The following is an 18,385-nucleotide window of genomic DNA, read 5'->3' on the forward strand; positions in this document are numbered from 1 at the left end:
CGCAGGTAGGAAGGGACTATGCGACATCCGGCCGAGGGCGTGCTCAACGCGCTGACGTTCCATCCCGAACGTCGGATCACCATGACGCCCGAACAGTTCGGGTTCGACCACGACGATCTGTGGCTCACCGCGGACGACGGGTCCCGGATCAACGCGTGGTTCGTACGCGCCGAGAAGCCGATCGCCCACGTGCTCTACGCCCACGGCAACGGCGGCAATATCGGCGATCGCTCGCCGATCCTGGCATTGCTGGCCGCCGCGGGCCTGAACGTGCTGACCTTCGATTATCGCGGTTACGGTCGCAGTCCCGGCCGGCCGAGCGAACGCGGACTGTATCTGGATGCCCGGGCCGCCCGCCGCGCGCTGCTGGAGCAGTCCGGTGTGGACCCGAAACGCGTTGTCTACCTTGGTAAATCGCTCGGCGGCGCGGTCGTCACGGAGTTGGCGACCGAGTATCCGCCCGCGGCGATGGTGCTGATGTCCACCTTCACCGGTCTGCGCGAGGCGGCCCGCGCGGTCTACCCGTTCATTCCGAAACCTCTGGTGCCGAACGCCTTTCCGACCTTGCAGCGGCTCCGCGACTTGCGGGTGCCGACGTTCGTCATGCACGGCGAGGCCGACGAACTGCTCCCGGTCGAGATGGGCCGCACCCTGTACGCGGCGCTGGCCGAGCCGAAGCGGTTGCTGATCTACCCGAACGCCGGTCACAACACCCTGGTCTCGATTCCCGGGTGGTCGGGAACCGTCTCGGCGTGGGTTCGCGACGTTCTCGCGGGCGTGGAATCGGTGACCGGCGAGTGAAATCGGCCGGGTCGTCGTCGGGATGCGTAGCCTGGGTGCATGTCCGAAACCGGTGATATGGCGGCCCTGCTCGCCGCGCTGCAGGATGAGGATCTGCTCGAGGTCGTGGTCACCGCGACCACGGGCCGGCCGGGTCTGGAGAAGTTGCATCTGGCCGCGGTCGAACTGGCGGCCCGTCCCGCTCGTGCCGAGCCCGAGGCCGATGTGACTTCGGACACTCCCGGTGCTGCCGCCGCCGTGCCGCCGCCGATCTCCGGCGGATTCGGGCAGGTCGCGGTGGGCTCGGGCGTGCCGCTGCCGCCGGAAGGCTTCGGTGTGCCCGGCGGCTATTCCGAATCCGGAGTCCCTACTTTCGAGTCAGTTCGCGATAAGGTCGAGCAGCGCTACGGCACCGCCCAGGGGCTGGGCGAACTCGACCGGCAGACACCGGCGGGCCGCAGCGCCGACGAACAATGGCAGGCGCGGGAGAAAGCCGCGCGGGAACGCCTGGACGAGATCCGGAAGTCGATGCGCGACGACGTGTGATTCCGGCTGGTCCGGCGGTCCGGACAGCTGAAGGGGAACCGATGACCGCAGCACAGGACATCGCCGCGAAACTGCTCGACGCGCAGGTGGACTACCTGCTGGCGGAGGTGACGGGAGATCGGTTCGTCGAGGTCGTCGCCCGCGATGTCGACGACGTGCTGGCGGTCGCCGACACGATCGTCTTCCGCGATGTGGTCTCCGTCGACGACGCCCGGCAGACCGTGCGCACCGTGGTGAACCGCATCGGCGGCAGCCCGGTGCTGCAGGATTCGGTGGCGGTGTTCGCCGACGCGATCTACGACAATATCGCCGAGAACAACGACTACACCCTCGGCGACGTCGTGGACCGCGAACCCGTGGAAGCGTTGCTGGAGAAAATCTTCGGCATGCACCAGGCCCAGGAGCGCCTGCTGGAGCGGCTGACCGAAAGCCCGCTGGTGGCCACGGCGGCGTCCAAATTCGTCGACAAGCTGATCGACGATTTCATGGAGTCGAACCGGCAGATGGCCAGTAAGGTTCCGGGCGTCGGATCGCTGGTGTCGTTCGGTACCAACGCGGCCAAGTCCGCGCGCAAGGCCGCCGAGAAGGCCAGCAGCGGCACCTTCATCGGCGATATGGCCGGTAAGGGCGCGATGTTCGCTCTCAAGCGCACCAACAACGCGATCCGGGAAATGCTGCGCGACGCACCGGTGCACGGCGCGGCGATGGAGTTCTGGGATCTGCACGCCGGCGAGCCGGTCAGCGGCCTGCGCGACTACCTGACCCAGGCCGACCTGCGCGAACTCGCGCTGCTGGTGCACCGCATCGTCGTCACCACCCGCGACAAGGAGTACGTGGGTGTGCTCCTCGACGAATGCGTCGACGTGTTCTTCACCAAATACGGCGACCACACCCTCGGCGCGCTGCTGCCCGAACTCGGCCTGTCCGCCGACGACATCCGCACCGAGATCCTGCGCTACGGCCCCGCGGTGGTCGAGGCGGCGAAGCGAAACGGCGTGCTGGCCAAGCTGATTCGCGAACGCCTCGAACCGTTCTACACCTCCGAACCGGTGCTGGCGATCCTGGCCGAGGCCACGAAGTAACAGTCGGTCCGGCCCAGGTCGACCCCGGGCCGGATCGCGTTTCGCTCGCTGATCAGCCGGTGATCTCGGCGAACATGCCGGGGTCGTAGGAGCCGCCCTGCTGGCGCACGATCACACCGAGCCGGTTGGCCGCGTTGATCTGTGCGACCAGGCCGACCAGTGCGGCGATCTGGTCGTCGTCGTAATGCTTGCGCACCTGCGCCCAGGTCTCGTCCGAGACTCCCTGGTGGGCGTCGGCGAGACGGGTACCTTCCTCGGCCAGGGCCAGCGCGGCCCGCTCGGCGTCGGTGTAGACCGACGCCTCGCGCCACGCGGCGACCAGGTTGATGCGCACCGCGGGCTCGCCGGCGGCCGCGAGGTCCTTGCTGTGCACATCGGTGCACCAGCCGCAGCCGTTGATCTGGCTGACGCGCAGCATCATCAGGTCCTGAGTCGCCTTGGGCAGCGTCGACTGGAGGATGACCATGCTGGTGTTGCCGAACCGCTTGGCGAACTTGGCGCCCAGTGCGTTGTCGGTCAGGGTGAAACGGGGTTCCATGACGTCGTCCTTGCTGTCGTGATCGTTGTCGTGAACGAACACAAGATGCCGCTCGCAGGATCGGTGTGACAGTGTGGAAAAGTGATGTGCGGCATAGCTGTCCGGTGTCACACACAGCGGTTGTCCGGCGTCTCGTCGCGACGATCTCGGTGGCCCGCGGCGAGCGTGGTACCCGCTCATCCCCGAAGGCAGGGCCGGGCCAGAATTCAGTGCACGATCGTCGAAGGCCGTAACAGGGATTCGGTCAGAGCCAATTGGTCGGTGAACTCGGCCGGGTCGAGGGCCGCGATGCGCAGGAGGATGTGTTCGGCGCCCGCGTCGATGTACCGATCGAGTTGTGCCGCAACGTGTTCGGCGGTTCCGGTCAGCAGGACCTGGATCGTTTCGACCGTGTCCACCGGCATCCGGTAGGTCGCCTGCGTGTAGCGGTCCAGTGCCGCCCGGCCGGCGTGCGGGTCGTCGCTGAGGTAGACCGTGGCGAAAAGTGCCGGTGTGATCGATGTTTCGGTGCGTCCGGCGGCGGTCGCGGCGGACCGTACGGCGGTCAGGCCCTCGGCATAGGCCCGCACATCCGGTGGGTAGGGCAGCCAGCCGTCGTAGCGCCGTCCGGTGCGGGCCAGCGCGGCGGGCGTGATGCCGGTGGCCCAGATGGGTGGCCCGCCCGGTCGATGCGGTTGCGGCACGTCCGGCAACCAGTCGTAGTGCAGGACCTTGCCGTGGAACGGCTCGGTGTTGCCGGACCACAGCCGCCGCCACAGGTCGACGGTGTCGTCGAGCTGGGAGAAGCGGGTCCGGTAATCGACTCCCACCAGGTCGAATTCGGCTCGGCTGAGTTCCGGGAATCCGGCGCCGACGCCGAGGACCAACCGCCCCGAGGCCAGCTGATCCAGTGAGGCGAGGGTGGCGGCGGCCTGCACCGGGTGCCGGTACGCCGGCATCAGCGCCGCCGTCCCGAGCGTGATCCGCCCGGTCAGCGCCGCCGCGGCCGCCAGGACCGTCAGCGGTTCGATCCGGGCGCGGCTCAGCGAATCGCCCAGCCACACCGAGTCGAATCCCAGGCGTTCGGCTGTCACCGCCAGCTCGGCCAGGCCGCGGGCCGCGCCGTCGCGCTGCAGCTGCGCGACGCCGCCGGGAAGGAGGAGGCCGTATCGAATGTCGTTCACGAGCTCAGCCTCGGCGTCCGGCTGCTGCGCGACAACTCCCTCGAGGGTATCGCCGGGCGGATCGGCGATCGCCGGACCGGCACGGCAGGACGGTTCCGCGACAACGAATTTCACGTCGTCCAATTCGACTCCATTGGTTTGAATTCTCGGCACATCGGGTAAAGGTGCTCGTTTTGTGAGAACCGACCGCGCGGTATTTCGATATTCCCACTCCTGAATGCAACGCTGTGCGGCACTACGTTGTTTGAAGATTCAATGTTGTCCACCGGAAGGTCCGGTCATGAGTACAGACCACCGACCCGTCGAATTGTCGGCTCTGGCCGCGGCGTTGCATACCGAACAGGACGGCTACCGAAAGTCGTTGCGCAACCGTCAATTGCAGATGATCGCGATCGGCGGAGTGATCGGTACCGGGCTGTTTCTCGGTGCGGGTGGACGCCTCGCCGATGCAGGTCCAGGGCTCTTTCTGGTCTATGCGGTCTGCGGTGTCTTCGTCTTCTTCGTGCTGCGGGCGCTGGGGGAGTTGGTGCTGTACCGGCCGGCGTCCGGATCGTTCGTATCCTACGCGCGCGAATTTTATGGCGAGAAACTCGCATTCGCCGTCGGCTGGATGTATTTCTTTCACTGGTGCATGACCGGCATCGTCGACATCACCGCGATCGCGACATATGTCCGATATTGGGGTGCGTTCACGGTGGTGCCGCAGTGGGTGATCGCACTGGTGGCGCTGATTGCGGTGGTCGGCACGAATTTGATCTCGGTGCGGTGGTTCGGAGAACTCGAATTCTGGGTGGCATTGGTGAAAGTCGTCGCCCTCATCGGATTTCTGATCGTGGGCACGGTCTTCCTCGCCGGCCGCTTCGCCCTCCGGGGCGAGTCCACGGGGGTGAGCGTGATCGCGCATCACGGTGGACTGTTCCCGACCGGGGTGCTGCCGCTCGTCACGGTCACCACGGGCGTCGTCTTCGCCTATGCGGCAGTGGAATTGGTCGGCATCGCCGCGGGGGAGACCGAGAATCCCCAGGAGGTGATGCCGCGGGCCATCAACTCGGTCATCGCCCGCATCGGGGTGTTCTACGTCGGCTCCCTCGTCCTGCTGGGACTGTTGCTGCCCTACACCGCCTTTCGTGACGGCGAGAGCCCGTTCGTCACGTTCTTCGCCCGCATCGGCGTTCCCGCCGCCGGGTCGATGATGAATCTGATCGTGCTCACCGCCGCGTTCTCCAGCCTCAACGCGGGCCTGTACTCCACCGGCCGCATCCTGCGCTCGATGTCGGCGAACGGCAGCGCCCCCGCCGTCGCCGGCCGCATGTCCCGCACCGGCGTGCCCTACATCGGCATCCTGGCCACCGGCGTGATCGCGCTGATCGGCGTCGGGCTCGACGCGGTGGTGCCGGACAAGGCATTCGAGATCGTGCTGAACGTCTCGGCGCTCGGCACGATCGTCTCGTGGATGGTGGTGCTGGCCTGCCAGCTGCGCCTGTGGCGCCGCTGGTGGGACGGCATCTCCCACCGCCCCGCCTACCGCATGATCGGCGCGCCCTACACCGGTTACGCCACCCTCGCGTTCCTCGTGGCCGTGGTGGCCCTGATGGCCTGCAGCAGTGACCCGATCCAACGCTGGGCCGTCGTGGCCACGGTCTGTGTGATGGGGCCTGTGCTGGTCGGAGGATGGTTTCTGACGCGTCGAAAAGTGTTGCGCATAGCCGCCATTCGCCACGACCACACCGGACAGTTCCCGGTGGTAGCCGAGCGCCCGTGGCCGGGGCGGCCCGCGGAACCCGAAGTGATCGTGGAGGATCCGGGACGGCGCGGGGATGAGCGGCCGCAGGGCGAGCGGCTCCTCGACGGCATCGTCAGCGAGCGATTCCGTCCAGATCGGCGACGTCCTCATCCGACAGTGAGAGCCCGGCCCCGGCGATGTTCTCGCGCAGGTGAACCGCGGACGACGTACCGGGAATGAGCAGAATGTTCGGTGCGCGCCGCAACAGCCAGGCCAGCGCCACCGGCAGCGGCGCGGCACCCACCCGGGTCGCGACCCGGGTGAGTGTCTCCGACTGCAGCGGTGTGAAGCCACCGAGCGGGAAGTACGGTACGTAGGCGATGTCGTCGTCGGCGAGCCGGTCGATGAGGTCGTCGTCGTGGCGATGGGCGAGGTTGTACATGTTCTGCACGCACACGATTGCCACGATGCTCCGCGCCTCGGCGACTTGATCCGCGGTGACGTTGCTGACTCCGAGATAGCGTATCAGCCCGTCCTGCTGAAGGTCGGCGAGCGTCTCCAATGCCGCTGCGAGCGAGCCGGGCTGGGGGCCTGCGGCATCGCCCATGCGCAGGTTGACCAGGTCGAGCGTCTCGACCCCGAGCGACCGAAGATTCTGGTGCACCTGTTCGCGTAAGTCTTCGGGACGCCGGGCCGTAGGCCAGCCGCCCTGCGCGTCGCGGCGCGCTCCGACCTTCGTGGCGATGTACACCCTGTCCGGGTAGGGGTGCAGCGCCTCGCGGATCAACTCGTTCGTCACATCAGGCCCGTATGCGGCACTGGTGTCGATGTGGGTGATACCGGCATCGACTGCCTCACGCAGCACGGCCAGCGCGCCGTCGCGGTCGGTGGGCGGCCCCATGACCCCGGGGCCGGCGAGCTGCATGGCGCCGTAGCCGAATCGGGTGACAGTCGCGTCGCCGAGCATTCGGGTACCGCCGGGAAGGAGGGGTGCGTTCACGTGGTGCCTTTCGCCTCCGATCGGGAGGAGGTGTCTGCGACCTCCTGGCACCATTGTTGGAGAGCTACTTCCTTTCGGGAAGTAGGCACTCGAAAGTGCGTAACTCTCCGATGAAAGGCGAGACCGGTGACAGCGAAGGTATTCGAGGGGGCTCGAAGCAGTTCGGAGTACAACGCATTCCTGGCGGCGTGCCCCAGTCGTCAACTCCTCGATCGAATCTCCGACAAATGGGTCGTGCTGATTCTGTGCGCGTTGAGCGGGGATGCGGGAGCCGCGTCCGATCGGCCCGGTGCCCCGAGAGCGATGCGTTACTCCGAACTGTCTCGCCTGCTGGTCGGAGTCAGCCAGAAGATGCTGACCCAAACCCTGCGGGCTCTCGAGCGTGACGGTCTGCTCACCCGCACAGTGACGCCGACGGTCCCGGTCACGGTCACCTACGAGCTCACCCAACTCGGCCTCTCACTCCATCACTTGACGCGCGGCCTCAGATCCTGGGCACAGGACCACATGGGCGAGGTGTTGGCCCACCGTGAGAGCCACGACGCTCGCACCTCATGAGTGGACCGGACGCGGTGGTGCGTGAGCGGTGAGTGGTGAAACATCGTGCAGCACAGACGATCAGGACAGGACAGAAAAGTACAGTAGGCGCATCGTTACTATGCTTTTTGGTGCTTAACCTATAGTAACGACCTCTTTGCTGTACTTTGGGCGCTCAACTTCTACTCGGGGCGGTCGACAGCAGCGCTTGGCGCGTCGGATGGGCAGTGCGGTGGGTCATTTGTTCCGCCCTGGCCACGTGCATAGAACGACGGGCGTCCGGGCCCGAAGCGTCGTGAAGATGGCAACATACAAGGGCGTTCGGGTCCATGGCCCGAACGCCCTTGCGGTACAGAAGGTTAGGTGAGGTCGAGACCGCCGCTCTCGAGGCGGGCGGTGAACGCGTCCCATTCGGCGGGGGCGAAGACGAGGGCGGGGCCGGTGGGGTTCTTGGAGTCGCGGACGCCGACCATGCCTTCGGAAAGGTGGGCTACCTCGACGCATTCCTTTTGCGAGCTGCTGCGACTGGACTTGAACCACTGGGCGCCGGATAGGTCTACGCTCATGCGAACTCCTTCGCTACAGCCAGGATCAGATCCCTGGACGTGTCCTGATCCAACGCTACACGGCCGATCTCCTCGAGTGCATGCCGATATCGCGAGATCTCCTCTGGTCGTTCGAGGTAGAGGTCACCGGCGTACTCCTCCACATAAATGATCGGTGGCTCCGTCAACTTCGACAGGGGCAGGTCGGGGAACTCCAGAAGGATGAATGAGCCGACCATCGAGCCGAGGTGACGGCGAGCGTCGAACGGCACCACACGCACTGAAACGTTTGGCCTTTCCGACATTTCGGCGAGGTGATGCAATTGCTCCGCCGCCACGGCGGGGCCTCCGACCTGGTCGCGGACGGCAGCCTCGTGGAGCAGCACATCGACAGTGAAAGTGTCGTCCGAGAGTCGCGTCTGCCGGTGTGTCACGATCTGTACGCGCATCTCGATCTGCTCTGTTGGCGCATCCGGTGCCTCGGCCCAGGCGAGCGCGCGGCGGTAGGCGGCTGTTTGGAGCATTCCGGGAATCACGCTGAGCTTCCATGCCGTGAATCGTTGTGCAGCCTCTTCGAGCGCGAAGTAGTGGTCGAAGTCGGTGGCAAGCTCATCCGCATACGCCCTCCACCACCCGCCTCCGCGCTCCCGCGATGCCCGTACCTCGGATACCAATCCCAGCAACGTCCGCCGGTCTTCATCCGATGCCCCATAGAAGTCGCACAGCGCATTCACTTGCAGCCCAGTGGTTCTCGTCGACAGCCCCTCCTCGATGCGGCCGATGGACTGGGGTGAGGTTTCGGCGGCGCGGGCGGCGGCGGCCTGTTTCAGTCCTTTGGCCTCGCGGAGGCGGCGCAGTTCGCGCCCCAGGGCGCGGCGGGCGAGGGTGCTGCCGGTGACGGACATATCTTTAGCCTCCCTGACGATCGAGCCTGTTTCTGGAAGCCACCCTGTGGTGGCGTTCGACATTCTGTCCCCGTAGTGAATGTCCGGGATCCGTGAAAAACATTCGGGCGCATGCCCATTCCGGATGCGGGACGTTTCGAGTGTACTGGCATCGACCCGGTAGCCGGGAAGAACCAACCGCCGAATTCCTCTCGCTTTTCGCGCGACTGCGGTCTCCGGCCCGGCTATCGGGCATACCATCACCGAAAACGGCAGGAGCGCACCGATGTACGGACACCTGATCGCCGATCACGTCGAGATCACGGCGGTGATTGCTCGATGTCGCCGCGCGCGTTGTCGGTCGTATTCGCAGTCCGGTGCCGCGATCGGTCGGTATCCAGATCCGTTGCCCACCAGCAGGTTTGCGGATGCGGGAGTGAGGCGGACGACGGCTCGGCCCACGAGCAGGGATTGCGTTGTGAATATTCAAAAGGCAATTCGCTGACGGTTGCCGAACCTGTCCGTGAATCGGCTCCGCCGCCATTTCCGCTCCGCCCCGCCCGGTAGTATTCGTGGCGATCGCGAATCTGTTCATCCGGTAAGGGAGCTTCGGCTCCGGGCGAAGGCGAATACGCCGGCGCCGATCACAGCGGTGGAGGAGAGCGCATGGCGAAAACGAATGTGGCCGATCAATTCGTGCACGTTCTCGTACAGGCCGGAGTGCGGCGGATCTACGGCGTGGTGGGGGACAGCCTCAATCCGATCGTCGACGCGGTGCGCCGCACTCCGGACATCGAATGGGTTCATGTGCGCAACGAGGAGGCCGCCGCGTTCGCCGCGGCCGCGGAGGCGCAATTGACCGGCAGCCTGGCCGTCTGCGCGGGCAGTTGCGGCCCGGGCAACACGCATCTCATCCAGGGTCTCTACGACGCGCACCGCACCGGAGCGCCGGTGCTGGCGCTGGCTTCCCACATTCCCTCCGACCAGATCGGCACCCAGTTCTTCCAGGAAACGCATCCGGAACGCCTCTTCGTCGAATGCAGCGGGTACTGCGAAATGATCAGCCGGCCCGAGCAGATGCCGCGCATGCTGCGGATCGCGATCCAGCATGCGTTGGCGCGCAACGAGGTGTCGGTGGTGGTGCTGCCGGGCGATGTCGCGCAATTGGACGCCGCGCATCCGACCGGCGAGACGAGTCTCGTCTCCGAACTCGGCCACGTCATGCCCGCCGCCGAACAGGTGCAGGCGCTCGCGGACGCCCTGAACGCGGCGCGCACCGTCACCCTGTTCTGCGGTGCGGGCGTGCGCGACGCGCACGAGGAGGTGATGCGGCTCGCCGAACTGCTCCACGCACCCATCGGGCACAGCCTGCGCGGTAAGGAGTGGATCCAGTTCGACAATCCCTACGACGTGGGAATGAGCGGTCTGCTCGGCTACGGCGCCTGCTACAAGGCGATGCACGAAGCAGATCTGGTCGTGCTGGTCGGAACCGATTTCCCCTATGACGAATTCCTGCCGGGAACCAACACCGTGCAGATCGACCACGACGCCGCCCGCCTCGGCCGGCGCACGCCGCTGCAACTGGCCGTGCACGGCGACGTCCGGGAGACCCTGCGCGCGGTCCTACCCCTCGTGCAGCAGAAATCCGACCGCGAATTCCTGGACCGCATGCTCGGCGAGCACTACCGGCTGCTCGAGCAGGTCGTCGACGCCTACACCCGAAATGTGGCCGACCACAAGCCGATTCACCCCGAATACGCCGCCGACATCCTCGACGAACTCGCCTCCGACGACGCGATCTTCACCGTCGACACCGGCATGTGCAATGTGTGGGCGGCCCGCTATCTGACACCGAACGGCCGTCGCCGGGTGATCGGATCGTTCCTGCACGGCACGATGGCCAACGCCCTGCCGCATGCCATCGGCGCGCAATTCGCCTATCCGGACCGGCAGGTGATCTCCATGTCCGGCGACGGCGGATTGGGCATGCTGATGGGGGAAGTGCTCACCGTGGCGCTGCACCGGCTGCCGGTCAAGATCATCGTCTTCAACAATTCGTCGCTGGGTATGGTGCGGCTGGAGATGCTGGTGGACGGTCTGCCGAACTTCGAAACCGACCACGCCCCGGTCGATTTCGCCGCCGTAGCCCGCGCCGCGGGCATCCACGCGGTGCGAGTCACCGAACCGTCCGACATCCGCGCCGCCCTCGCCGAGGCACTGGCACATCCGGGCCCCGCGCTGGTCGACCTGGTCACCGATCCGAACGCCCTGTCCCTCCCGCCGCACATCACCGCGGCGCAGGTGCGTGGCTTCGCGCTCGCGGCCAGCAAGATCGTGCTCACCGGCGGGGTGGGCCGCATGATCGACATGGCCCGATCGAATCTGCGCAACGTGCCGCGATGAAAAGCGCTGATTCCCAGTGAGTTTCGTGGACGCCGGGCGAGGCCTACCCGCCCGGCCGACCCTCACACGTACTGCTCGCGCAGCTTGCCCTTGACCAGCTTTCCCGTCGGTGTACGGGGCAGTTCGTCGGCGAAATCGACGCTGCGCGGCACCTTGTAATGGGCGATGCGCTCACGCAGGAAATCGCGGAGCCGTTGTGCCAGTTCGGGTCCCGGCTCCGCGCCGGGGGCGGGCTGGACGACCGCCTTCACCGATTCGCCCATCTCCTCGTCGGGCACGCCGATCACCGCCACATCGAGGACGTCGGGGTGCAGGGCCAGGGCGTCCTCGATCTCCTGCGGGTAGATGTTCACGCCGCCGGAGATGATCATGAACGCCTTGCGATCGGTCAGGAACAGGAATCCGTCGGCGTCGATATAGCCGATATCGCCGGTGGTGGTCCAGGTCGGGTGATCCGGGTGAATCGCCTTCGCGGTCTTCTCCGGATCGTTGTGGTAATCGAACGGGACTTCCTCGCGTTCGAAATAGATGGTGCCGATCTCGCCGGCGGGCAACTCGCGCCCGTCGTCATCGCAGATGCGAACCGCGCCCAGGCCCGCGGGCCCGACCGAGCCGGGTTTGCGCAACCACTGCTCGCTGTCGATGAAGGTGGCGCCGTTTCCTTCGGTCGAGGCGTAGTACTCGTGCAGCACCGGGCCCCACCAGTCGATCATCGCCTGTTTCACCTCCACCGGACACGGCGCGGCGGCGTGGACGGCGACCCGCATACTCGAGACGTCGTAGCGGGCACGCACGCTCTCGTCGAGTTTCAGCATGCGCACGAACATCGTCGGCACCCACTGGCTGTGGGTGACGCGATAACGTTCGATCGCGACGAGGGCCTGTTCGGCGTCGAAGCGCTCCAGCACCACCACGGTTCCGCCGAGGGCGTGCACCACACCGCCGAAGCGCAACGGCGCGGCGTGATACAGCGGAGCCGGCGACAGGTACACGGTGTCGGTGTCGAATCCGTAGAGCGGGCCGAACACCGCGGTGTAGGTGTCACCCGGCGCATCGCCGACCTGACGGTCCGGCAACGGATGTTTGATGCCCTTCGGTCGGCCGGTGGTGCCCGACGAATACAGCATGTCGGCGCCGCGCGGCTGATCCGGCAGCGGCTCCGCAGAGGATGCGGCCAGCGCCTTGTCGTACGAGTCGTATCCCCGAACAGGACCGCCGAAGGCGAGCCGGATCCCGACCTCGGGCGTCTGCTCGACCACCCGCTCGGCCACATCCGCCAGCTCCGCCGACACGATGAGTGCCCGCGCACCGCAATCGTTGACGATATAGCTGATCTCGTCCGCGGACAGGTGCCGGTTGACGGCCGTGATGTAAAGGCCGGATCGCAACGCCGCCCAGTAGACCTCGTACACCTCGAGCGTATTGCCCGACAGTAGCGCGACGTGATCACCCTTGCGCAGGCCCGCGTCGTAGAGATGGCGCGCGAGGCGAATCGAGTTGTCCTCGAGTTCGCGGTAGGTCAGCGCCGCACCGCTCTCGGCCAGCACGACCGCCGGTTTATCAGGGAAACGATCGACATGCGCACCGGGGTACATCCTGCTCCTCCACAACACCGCCGACAGCCCGGACACGACCGCCGGTCGAGAGAGACCCGCCTCGCCGCCGCGACACCGGCCCCGCCGAGACACCGTCCCGACGAGCGCGACGATAGCGGAAAGTGAACGACCATTCGTGAGTTATCGCCAAACTTCTGTCCAGGTTCGCGGAGGTGTGGACGGCCGCACGCGGGGCGGCCCCGTATCGTTCGCACGCCAGGGAAAGGGAGATGTTCCCGGCGTACTGCGCCTTCTGACGCGGGGGCGACCGGTACTCGCCGGGTTGTGAGCGGATGCCACCCGCCGCCCCCGCTTTTCGAGGTTCGCCGGGGGCATCCAATCTGCTCGTGCGGCGGCGACGGCGATACCGGGCGGTTCGCAATGCCCGCTCGGCACAGCTTTGGCGCCCAGGTATTTCGGGGCATAACAGGTTCGTCGGGGGGTTCGATACTCCGCACGAGAGCTCGTCGAGCGGGAGGTTCCTATGACGATCGGGCGTATTTGTGCGGTAGCCGCCGGACTGGCGATGGCGGCCACGACCACGGCCGGGTTGGGCGTTGCGGCGCATGCCGATCCGGCCGGTGCCGATGTGGAGGTGTACACCTACTGCGGCGGGGCGCTGCCCGGCTTTCCGCCGCCGTTGCAGGTGATCGTCCGCAATATCGGCACCGCGACCGCGGAGAATGTGGCGGTGAACTATTGGACGCCGTTCGGCCCGTCCGGATCCGTCATCAAGGCCGCTCTGGCACCGGGAGAAATCGCCAACTACACGGTCGGCACCGCGCGCACGCTGGAGCTGATCACCGCCAGGGTGACGAGCACGACGCCGGATGCGAACCCCGGCAACAATTTCGTGCTCCAGCCGATGGTGTGCATGGGGTCGATCTAGGCTGCCCCTGCCGCAGCGACCGGGTCGACGGTGACGTGCGCGTCGACGGGGACGCGCAGGGCCGCGACCCGGTGGGGTCACCCGTAGCCGGTCCGGTGGTTGGGCGCGCGCAGTCGTCGGTAGCAAGTCCGATGGCTGGGCCTGGAGTCGTCGGTAGCCGGTCGGGCGGGCGGGCGCGGAGTTGTCGGTGGGTGGGCGCGGAGTCGTCGTTCCCCGGGGCGGGTGAGTTCGAAGTGACCGGTAGCCGGTCTGTCGGGTGTGGGTCGGCGGCAGCCGTGTCGGCGATTCCGCGGCTGCGACCGTAGCCCGGACGGAACCGGCGCGTATGCCGGTGAACCCGCGCGGACCTCGGCACTCGCTTAGGCTGAGCCACAAGCGATGTCGACAAGGAGTTCCGACCTATGGTGAACCCGTACCAGCCCGGATATCCCGCACCGCAACCACCGGGCTGGGGTGTGCCACCGAATTATCCTGGCGCTCAGTCATTCTCGCGGCCCGGAGCTGCCGGTAAGCGCGCTGCCGTCGACGTCGTGGCGGGTATTGCTCTGGCGATGGCGGCAATTCTCGCAGCCGCGCAATCCGTCTGGGGACTCGTCGTCTCGGGCGGAGGCTATTCCGTCTTCGAGTACGGCTTTGGGGCCGCGCTGATCCCGTTCTGGGTGTGCGCACTCGTCGCGCTGGTCGGCGGCATTCTGCTGGCGACTTCCGGTTCGGCATCCGTTCGGATTCGTACCCTCGCCGCGCTGGGCGGTGGCGCGTTGTTCGTCACGGTCACTCAGAACGTCGTGGTTCTCTGCATCGACTCCTATGTTCGATTCGCCGAGAAGGGTAATTGGCTGGCGATACCCGCCGCCATCGCCATTCTCGCCGCAGTGGGAACCCTGATCGCGGGCAAACCGGGCTCCCCGGCGACCTTCGCGTCTCCGTCCGCGATCCCCGGTTACCCCGGTGCTGTGCCGTCTCCGGGACCGGCCGCCTACCCCGGCGTCCCGCCCGGCTATCCGGCTCCCGCTGTCGCGCCGAACTATTCGGCTCCCGCGGTCTACCCGGCGGCCGAAACTTCGGCGCCCGCGCCGCATGGCTGGCCCTCGTATCCGGGCGCGGCTGCGCCCGGCTATCCGGGTGCCCCCGCACCGGCCTACCCGGGAGTGCCGGGTTATCCGGGAGCCCCGTCGGGCGCCCAGGGAGATCCCAACGCCGCCGGCCCGCACCCGGTCGCTGGTCCGCACGTCGATGCCGGCACGCCGCCCGCCCAAGCCCAGCACCCGGCCGCGCCGGCCCCGACGGGTTCGCAACCTGGCTATGCGTCCGCACCGGAACAGCCCGGCGGCCCGGATTCATCGTCCGCTCCCACCGTCCATGCGGACCCGAGTGGCACGCCGCCTCCACAACCGCATCTGCCGCAACAATAAAGCGGGGCAGTGCATGTGCTGGAGGAGACGGCCGTCCGGTGTGGAACATCGAACGGCCGGTGGGTGTTCGGTGCTGGACATCGAACGTCCGGTGGGTGTCAGGTGCGGAATACCGGGCGGCCGGTGCCGCTCTCCACGCGCGCGCCGGCGGCGGTCGGGAGTGCGGGCCTCTACCCGGCGCAACGTGGGTGCGAAATATGACGGTGACCCTGAACTGATCGTGCAAACCTCGGCGATTTTTGCGGTTTTCTGCCATTGTCGCGGAGGTTTGCACGGATAGTTCAGCCCAGTAGTCGCGAACCTGCGCACACGGAAACGGGTACGCAGATCGTCGATCCACACCGCCCTACGCGGCGCTAACTCCGATAGCGGAACAGGATTCGGCCCCTGGTCAGGTCATAGGGGCTCAACTCCACCAGAACCCGGTCGTCCGGGAGGATCTTGATGTAGTTCATCCGGACCTTGCCGGACAGGTGGGCCAGGACCTGGTGGCCGTTGGGAAGTTCCACCGTGAATGTCGCATTGCGCAGGCATTCCACGACGTGTCCCTGGACTTCGATCGCTCCTTTCTTCATCGCCACACCAACTCCAGCGTGCTGGTCGACCGCTCGGCGCCGATGCCCTCGAACAGGGCGGTGGCCGCCGCGTTGGATTCGTCGATTTCGGTTGCTGCCCACGCCTTTCCGGCGTGGTGCAGCGAGCCCAGCGTGCGGCCCAGCAGGGCCCGGGCGATGCCGCGCCGATGCGCGTCGGTACGGACCGCGATCAGGCCGATGCGGGGTAGCCGAGTCGGTTGCGTCACGCGGCACAGACCGGCATAGCGGCCGGCCTGGGCCGCCACCACGTAATGCGCGGGATCGATCGGTGGGGAGATCACCTCGGCCGGCATGGTCTGCCAACCGGCGGCGGCCTCGACTTCGGCGCGTACGACGCGGTCCAGTTCGCGCAGTGAATCCACCTCGGCCGCACCGAAATTCAGGATCTCGACACCGGGTGGCGGCGCCGAATCGAGTCCCGTGATCGCTGGATCGGTGGGAATCCGATATTCCCATTCGCGCCGGCGGGTCGCCAGACCCGCCCGGCGCCAGTGCGTGGTCACCTCGAGGTCGGCCTCGTCGACCACCGTGTACAGCGGTTTCGGCAGCTCTGCCAGCATCGCGCCGGCGAGGCGATCGAAGGCCTCGTCCTGCCAGGAGTCGATGCTGAGAAACAGTCGCCCATCGGGCCGCGGTGACGCCTCACCGCTACCGACCACCCGGTCGCCGGCCAGCGCATGCCAGTGCCGGTCCGCGATGCGCGTCACCATGAGTTCGGAAGAATGCATTGTCGTCCCCTCTCGGGATCGCTCGGACGAGCGCTCCCGATGACGACGTGCGTCAATCGTCCGATCGTGAGAACGGGGAGCGCCCAAGGAATGCCGTGAAAATGGGACTCACCCCCTCGCGTGATCAGGTCGGACCGCAGAAGGCTAACAACTCGAATATCGCGGGGCCACCTATTTTTTCGGAAGGGTCCGGCGGGTGGCTCGAGGTGATCATTGCCGCGGCGTGACAAGTGCCTGTTCCAGGCCGGCGAGGAGGCCGGTCAGGGCCACTCGCTCGGCGGGGGCGAGAGCGCTGATGAGGTCCGCCTCGTGCTCGAGGAGTTGACGCACGGTGGCTTCGATCAAGGTATGACCGGCTTCGGTGAGCCGGACGGCGACCGCCCGGTGCGACACGGCCGACGGTGATCGTTCCACCAGTCCGGCCTGCTCCGCGCGGGCGATGCGCTGGGAGACGGCCCCCGCGGTGATCATCGTCCGGTCGGTGATCTCGCGAGTCGTGAGTTCGTACGGTGGTCCGGAACGTCTGATCACACTGAGCAGATCCAGCGTGGAGGGGTCGACTCCGAGTTCGCTCAGGGTGCGTCGCCGGTCGTCCGCGAGGGCTTTCGCGATCCGCCACACGGGCGTGATGATTTCGATGGACTCGGTGCGCACACCCGGCAGTTCCCGCTGCCACGCCGCCGCGATATCGGCCGCGGGCCGGCGCGCGGAGATCGACCCGATCGGGTAGTTCCCGGCATCACGATCAGTGGACACAGCCGCAATCTCCTCGGTACGTTTAGTACTAAACGTTAGGGCGGAAGAATAACAGAGGGGTCATTGTCATGGGTCGTATCGTGCTCGTCACCGGCGGTGGAAACGGGATCGGCAAGGCGACCGCCGCTCGTTTCCGTGCGGACGGGGACACCGTGATCATCACCGGCCGCCAGGCGGAGCGTCTCGCTCGCGCCGCGGCCGAGATCGATGCCGAACCCATCGTGTGCGACGCGACGGATCCGCAGGCGGTGGCGGGGATGGCCGACGAAGTGGGCGCCCACCTCGACGTGGTGGTCAACATGGCGGGCGGCAACACCGACTTGGGCCGGCCCGGTGGGCGCCCCGCGTCCCTCGACCAGGTGGCCGCGGCGTGGCGGGCGAATCTGGACGCCAATCTGCTCAGCGCTGTCCTGACCACCACGGCGGTGCTCGACAAGTTGCGGCCGGGCGGATCGATCATCACCATCGGTTCCATCGGCGCCGAGTACGCGGCGTCCTCGTACGGCGCGGCGAAAGCGGCACTGGCGGCGTGGACCGCCGGCCTGTCGTCGACCGTGGGCGCGCGGGGGCTCACGGCCAACGCGGTCGCTCCCGGCTATATCGCCGAGACCGACTTCTTCCGCGGCGAACTCAGTGAACAACGCCGGACCGCGCTGGTCGACGCCACGCACAATGGCCGGGCGGGGCGTCCGCGCGACGTCGCGGAAACGGTCTACTTCCTGGCCTCCGCCGGTGCGCGCCACATCACGGGCCAGACGCTGCATGTGAACGGCGGTGCGCACACGACTCGGTGAGCGTGTGTCCCGCGCATCCCTACCAGCGGTGACCAGGCCGGTATCGGCGGCGTCCACCCCGCTCGTGAATGAGCTTGCATGATCGTGCATAATCATCACATGGCGGATACCTCGAGTGGGCCCGTGGTGCGGGTCGCGGTAGCTGGTGCGAGCGGATACGCGGGCGGTGAGGTCCTGCGTGTGCTGCTGGGGCATCCGGAGTACCGAGCCGGGCGCCTCGAGATCGGGGCGCTGACCGCGGGATCCAATGCCGGGACCAAGCTGGCGCAGTCGCAGCCGCATCTGCTGCCGCTGGCCGATCGGGTGCTCGAGGCGACCACCGTGGAGGTGCTGGCCGGGCACGACGTGGTGTTCCTCGGATTGCCGCACGGACAGTCCGCGGCCATCGCGCAGCAGCTGCCGGACTCGACGGTG

General features: G+C 66.9%; 18 protein-coding genes and 1 pseudogene. 10 read left to right on the forward strand and 9 right to left on the reverse strand.

The window, feature by feature from the left end; translation table 11 throughout:
* Positions 1 to 18: 18 nt before the first annotated feature.
* From ON23_RS09620 to ON23_RS09630, 3 genes are read left to right on the forward strand one after another with little or no spacing between them, the layout of a single operon-like run.
* The gene (locus tag ON23_RS09620) at positions 19 to 801 is read left to right on the forward strand and encodes an alpha/beta hydrolase (RefSeq protein WP_039777623.1); all 783 of its coding nucleotides are present in this window, start codon (positions 19 to 21) and stop codon (positions 799 to 801) included.
* 39 nt (positions 802 to 840) lie between these two features.
* Positions 841 to 1,326: a hypothetical protein gene (locus tag ON23_RS09625; RefSeq protein WP_039777625.1), complete on the forward strand. Its 486-nt coding sequence runs from the start codon at positions 841 to 843 to the stop codon at positions 1,324 to 1,326.
* A 41-nt stretch (positions 1,327 to 1,367) separates the two neighbouring features.
* A complete protein-coding gene (locus tag ON23_RS09630) occupies positions 1,368 to 2,408 on the forward strand; it encodes a hypothetical protein (RefSeq protein ID WP_039777627.1) in 1,041 nt (346 codons plus the stop codon).
* Between the two features lie 52 nt (positions 2,409 to 2,460).
* On the opposite strand, the gene ON23_RS09635 is transcribed toward ON23_RS09630, so the two are convergent.
* Both ON23_RS09635 and ON23_RS09640 read right to left on the reverse strand, forming a co-directional pair.
* Complete coding sequence (locus ON23_RS09635) at positions 2,461 to 2,946, reverse strand: carboxymuconolactone decarboxylase family protein (protein WP_039777645.1); 486 nt, start codon at positions 2,944 to 2,946, stop codon at positions 2,461 to 2,463.
* 206 nt (positions 2,947 to 3,152) lie between these two features.
* Positions 3,153 to 4,223: an LLM class flavin-dependent oxidoreductase gene (locus ON23_RS09640; RefSeq protein ID WP_245555925.1), complete on the reverse strand. Its 1,071-nt coding sequence runs from the start codon at positions 4,221 to 4,223 to the stop codon at positions 3,153 to 3,155.
* A gap of 166 nt (positions 4,224 to 4,389) precedes the next feature.
* On the opposite strand from ON23_RS09640, the gene ON23_RS09645 reads away from it, so the two are divergent.
* Positions 4,390 to 6,072: an amino acid permease gene (locus ON23_RS09645; RefSeq protein WP_083903811.1), complete on the forward strand. Its 1,683-nt coding sequence runs from the start codon at positions 4,390 to 4,392 to the stop codon at positions 6,070 to 6,072.
* Here ON23_RS09645 and ON23_RS09650 read toward each other — a convergent pair.
* Complete coding sequence (locus ON23_RS09650) at positions 5,966 to 6,799, reverse strand: oxidoreductase (protein ID WP_063821240.1); 834 nt, start codon at positions 6,797 to 6,799, stop codon at positions 5,966 to 5,968. The genes ON23_RS09645 and ON23_RS09650 overlap by 107 nt on opposite strands.
* A 159-nt stretch (positions 6,800 to 6,958) precedes the next feature.
* Between ON23_RS09650 and ON23_RS09655 the strand changes: the two genes are divergently transcribed.
* Positions 6,959 to 7,390, forward strand: coding sequence for a winged helix-turn-helix transcriptional regulator (locus tag ON23_RS09655; RefSeq protein WP_039777631.1), 432 nt, complete (start codon positions 6,959 to 6,961; stop codon positions 7,388 to 7,390).
* A 338-nt stretch (positions 7,391 to 7,728) separates the two neighbouring features.
* Here ON23_RS09655 and ON23_RS09660 read toward each other — a convergent pair whose 3' ends face one another.
* Positions 7,729 to 7,935, reverse strand: a complete 207-nt coding sequence (locus ON23_RS09660; RefSeq protein ID WP_039777633.1) for a DUF397 domain-containing protein — start codon at positions 7,933 to 7,935, stop codon at positions 7,729 to 7,731.
* The gene (locus ON23_RS09665) at positions 7,932 to 8,882 is read right to left on the reverse strand and encodes a helix-turn-helix domain-containing protein (protein WP_245555924.1); all 951 of its coding nucleotides are present in this window, start codon (positions 8,880 to 8,882) and stop codon (positions 7,932 to 7,934) included. Before ON23_RS09665 ends, ON23_RS09660 begins: the two co-directional genes overlap by 4 nt.
* Before the next feature lie 582 nt (positions 8,883 to 9,464).
* Between ON23_RS09665 and ON23_RS09670 the strand changes: the two genes are divergently transcribed.
* The gene (locus ON23_RS09670) at positions 9,465 to 11,201 is read left to right on the forward strand and encodes a pyruvate dehydrogenase (RefSeq protein WP_039777637.1); all 1,737 of its coding nucleotides are present in this window, start codon (positions 9,465 to 9,467) and stop codon (positions 11,199 to 11,201) included.
* 62 nt (positions 11,202 to 11,263) lie between these two features.
* On the opposite strand, the gene ON23_RS09675 is transcribed toward ON23_RS09670, so the two are convergent.
* A complete protein-coding gene (locus ON23_RS09675; protein WP_039777638.1) occupies positions 11,264 to 12,796 on the reverse strand; it encodes an acyl-CoA synthetase in 1,533 nt (510 codons plus the stop codon).
* Positions 12,797 to 13,280: 484 nt separating this feature from the next.
* Between ON23_RS09675 and ON23_RS09680 the strand changes: the two genes are divergently transcribed.
* On the forward strand, positions 13,281 to 13,685 hold the full coding sequence (locus tag ON23_RS09680; RefSeq protein WP_039777639.1) for a hypothetical protein: 405 nt from the start codon (positions 13,281 to 13,283) through the stop codon (positions 13,683 to 13,685).
* 530 nt (positions 13,686 to 14,215) lie between these two features.
* Positions 14,216 to 15,097, forward strand: a complete 882-nt coding sequence (locus tag ON23_RS09685; protein ID WP_157170192.1) for a hypothetical protein — start codon at positions 14,216 to 14,218, stop codon at positions 15,095 to 15,097.
* Between the two features lie 356 nt (positions 15,098 to 15,453).
* Here ON23_RS09685 and infA read toward each other — a convergent pair whose 3' ends face one another.
* The 3 genes from infA to ON23_RS09700 all read right to left on the reverse strand — a co-directional run bounded on the left by infA (position 15,454) and on the right by ON23_RS09700 (position 17,177).
* Positions 15,454 to 15,678, reverse strand: a complete 225-nt coding sequence (gene infA, locus ON23_RS09690) for a translation initiation factor IF-1 (protein ID WP_223273528.1) — start codon at positions 15,676 to 15,678, stop codon at positions 15,454 to 15,456.
* Positions 15,669 to 16,421 carry a GNAT family N-acetyltransferase gene (locus tag ON23_RS09695; protein WP_039777641.1) on the reverse strand — a complete coding sequence of 251 codons (753 nt, stop codon included), beginning with the start codon at positions 16,419 to 16,421 and terminating at the stop codon, positions 15,669 to 15,671. Before ON23_RS09695 ends, infA begins: the two co-directional genes overlap by 10 nt.
* A gap of 210 nt (positions 16,422 to 16,631) precedes the next feature.
* The gene (locus ON23_RS09700; protein WP_039777642.1) at positions 16,632 to 17,177 is read right to left on the reverse strand and encodes a MarR family winged helix-turn-helix transcriptional regulator; all 546 of its coding nucleotides are present in this window, start codon (positions 17,175 to 17,177) and stop codon (positions 16,632 to 16,634) included.
* Between the two features lie 68 nt (positions 17,178 to 17,245).
* On the opposite strand from ON23_RS09700, the gene ON23_RS09705 reads away from it, so the two are divergent.
* Together ON23_RS09705 and ON23_RS09710 are read left to right on the forward strand one after the other, a co-directional pair.
* Positions 17,246 to 17,971, forward strand: a complete 726-nt coding sequence (locus ON23_RS09705) for an SDR family NAD(P)-dependent oxidoreductase (RefSeq protein ID WP_039777643.1) — start codon at positions 17,246 to 17,248, stop codon at positions 17,969 to 17,971.
* A 99-nt stretch (positions 17,972 to 18,070) separates the two neighbouring features.
* Positions 18,071 to 18,385 (forward strand): annotated as a pseudogene (locus ON23_RS09710) (N-acetyl-gamma-glutamyl-phosphate reductase); the annotation flags it as partial.

Origin of the sequence: Nocardia cerradoensis NBRC 101014 (assembly GCF_000308535.1) — a bacterium.
Lineage (GTDB): Bacteria > Actinomycetota > Actinomycetes > Mycobacteriales > Mycobacteriaceae > Nocardia > Nocardia cerradoensis.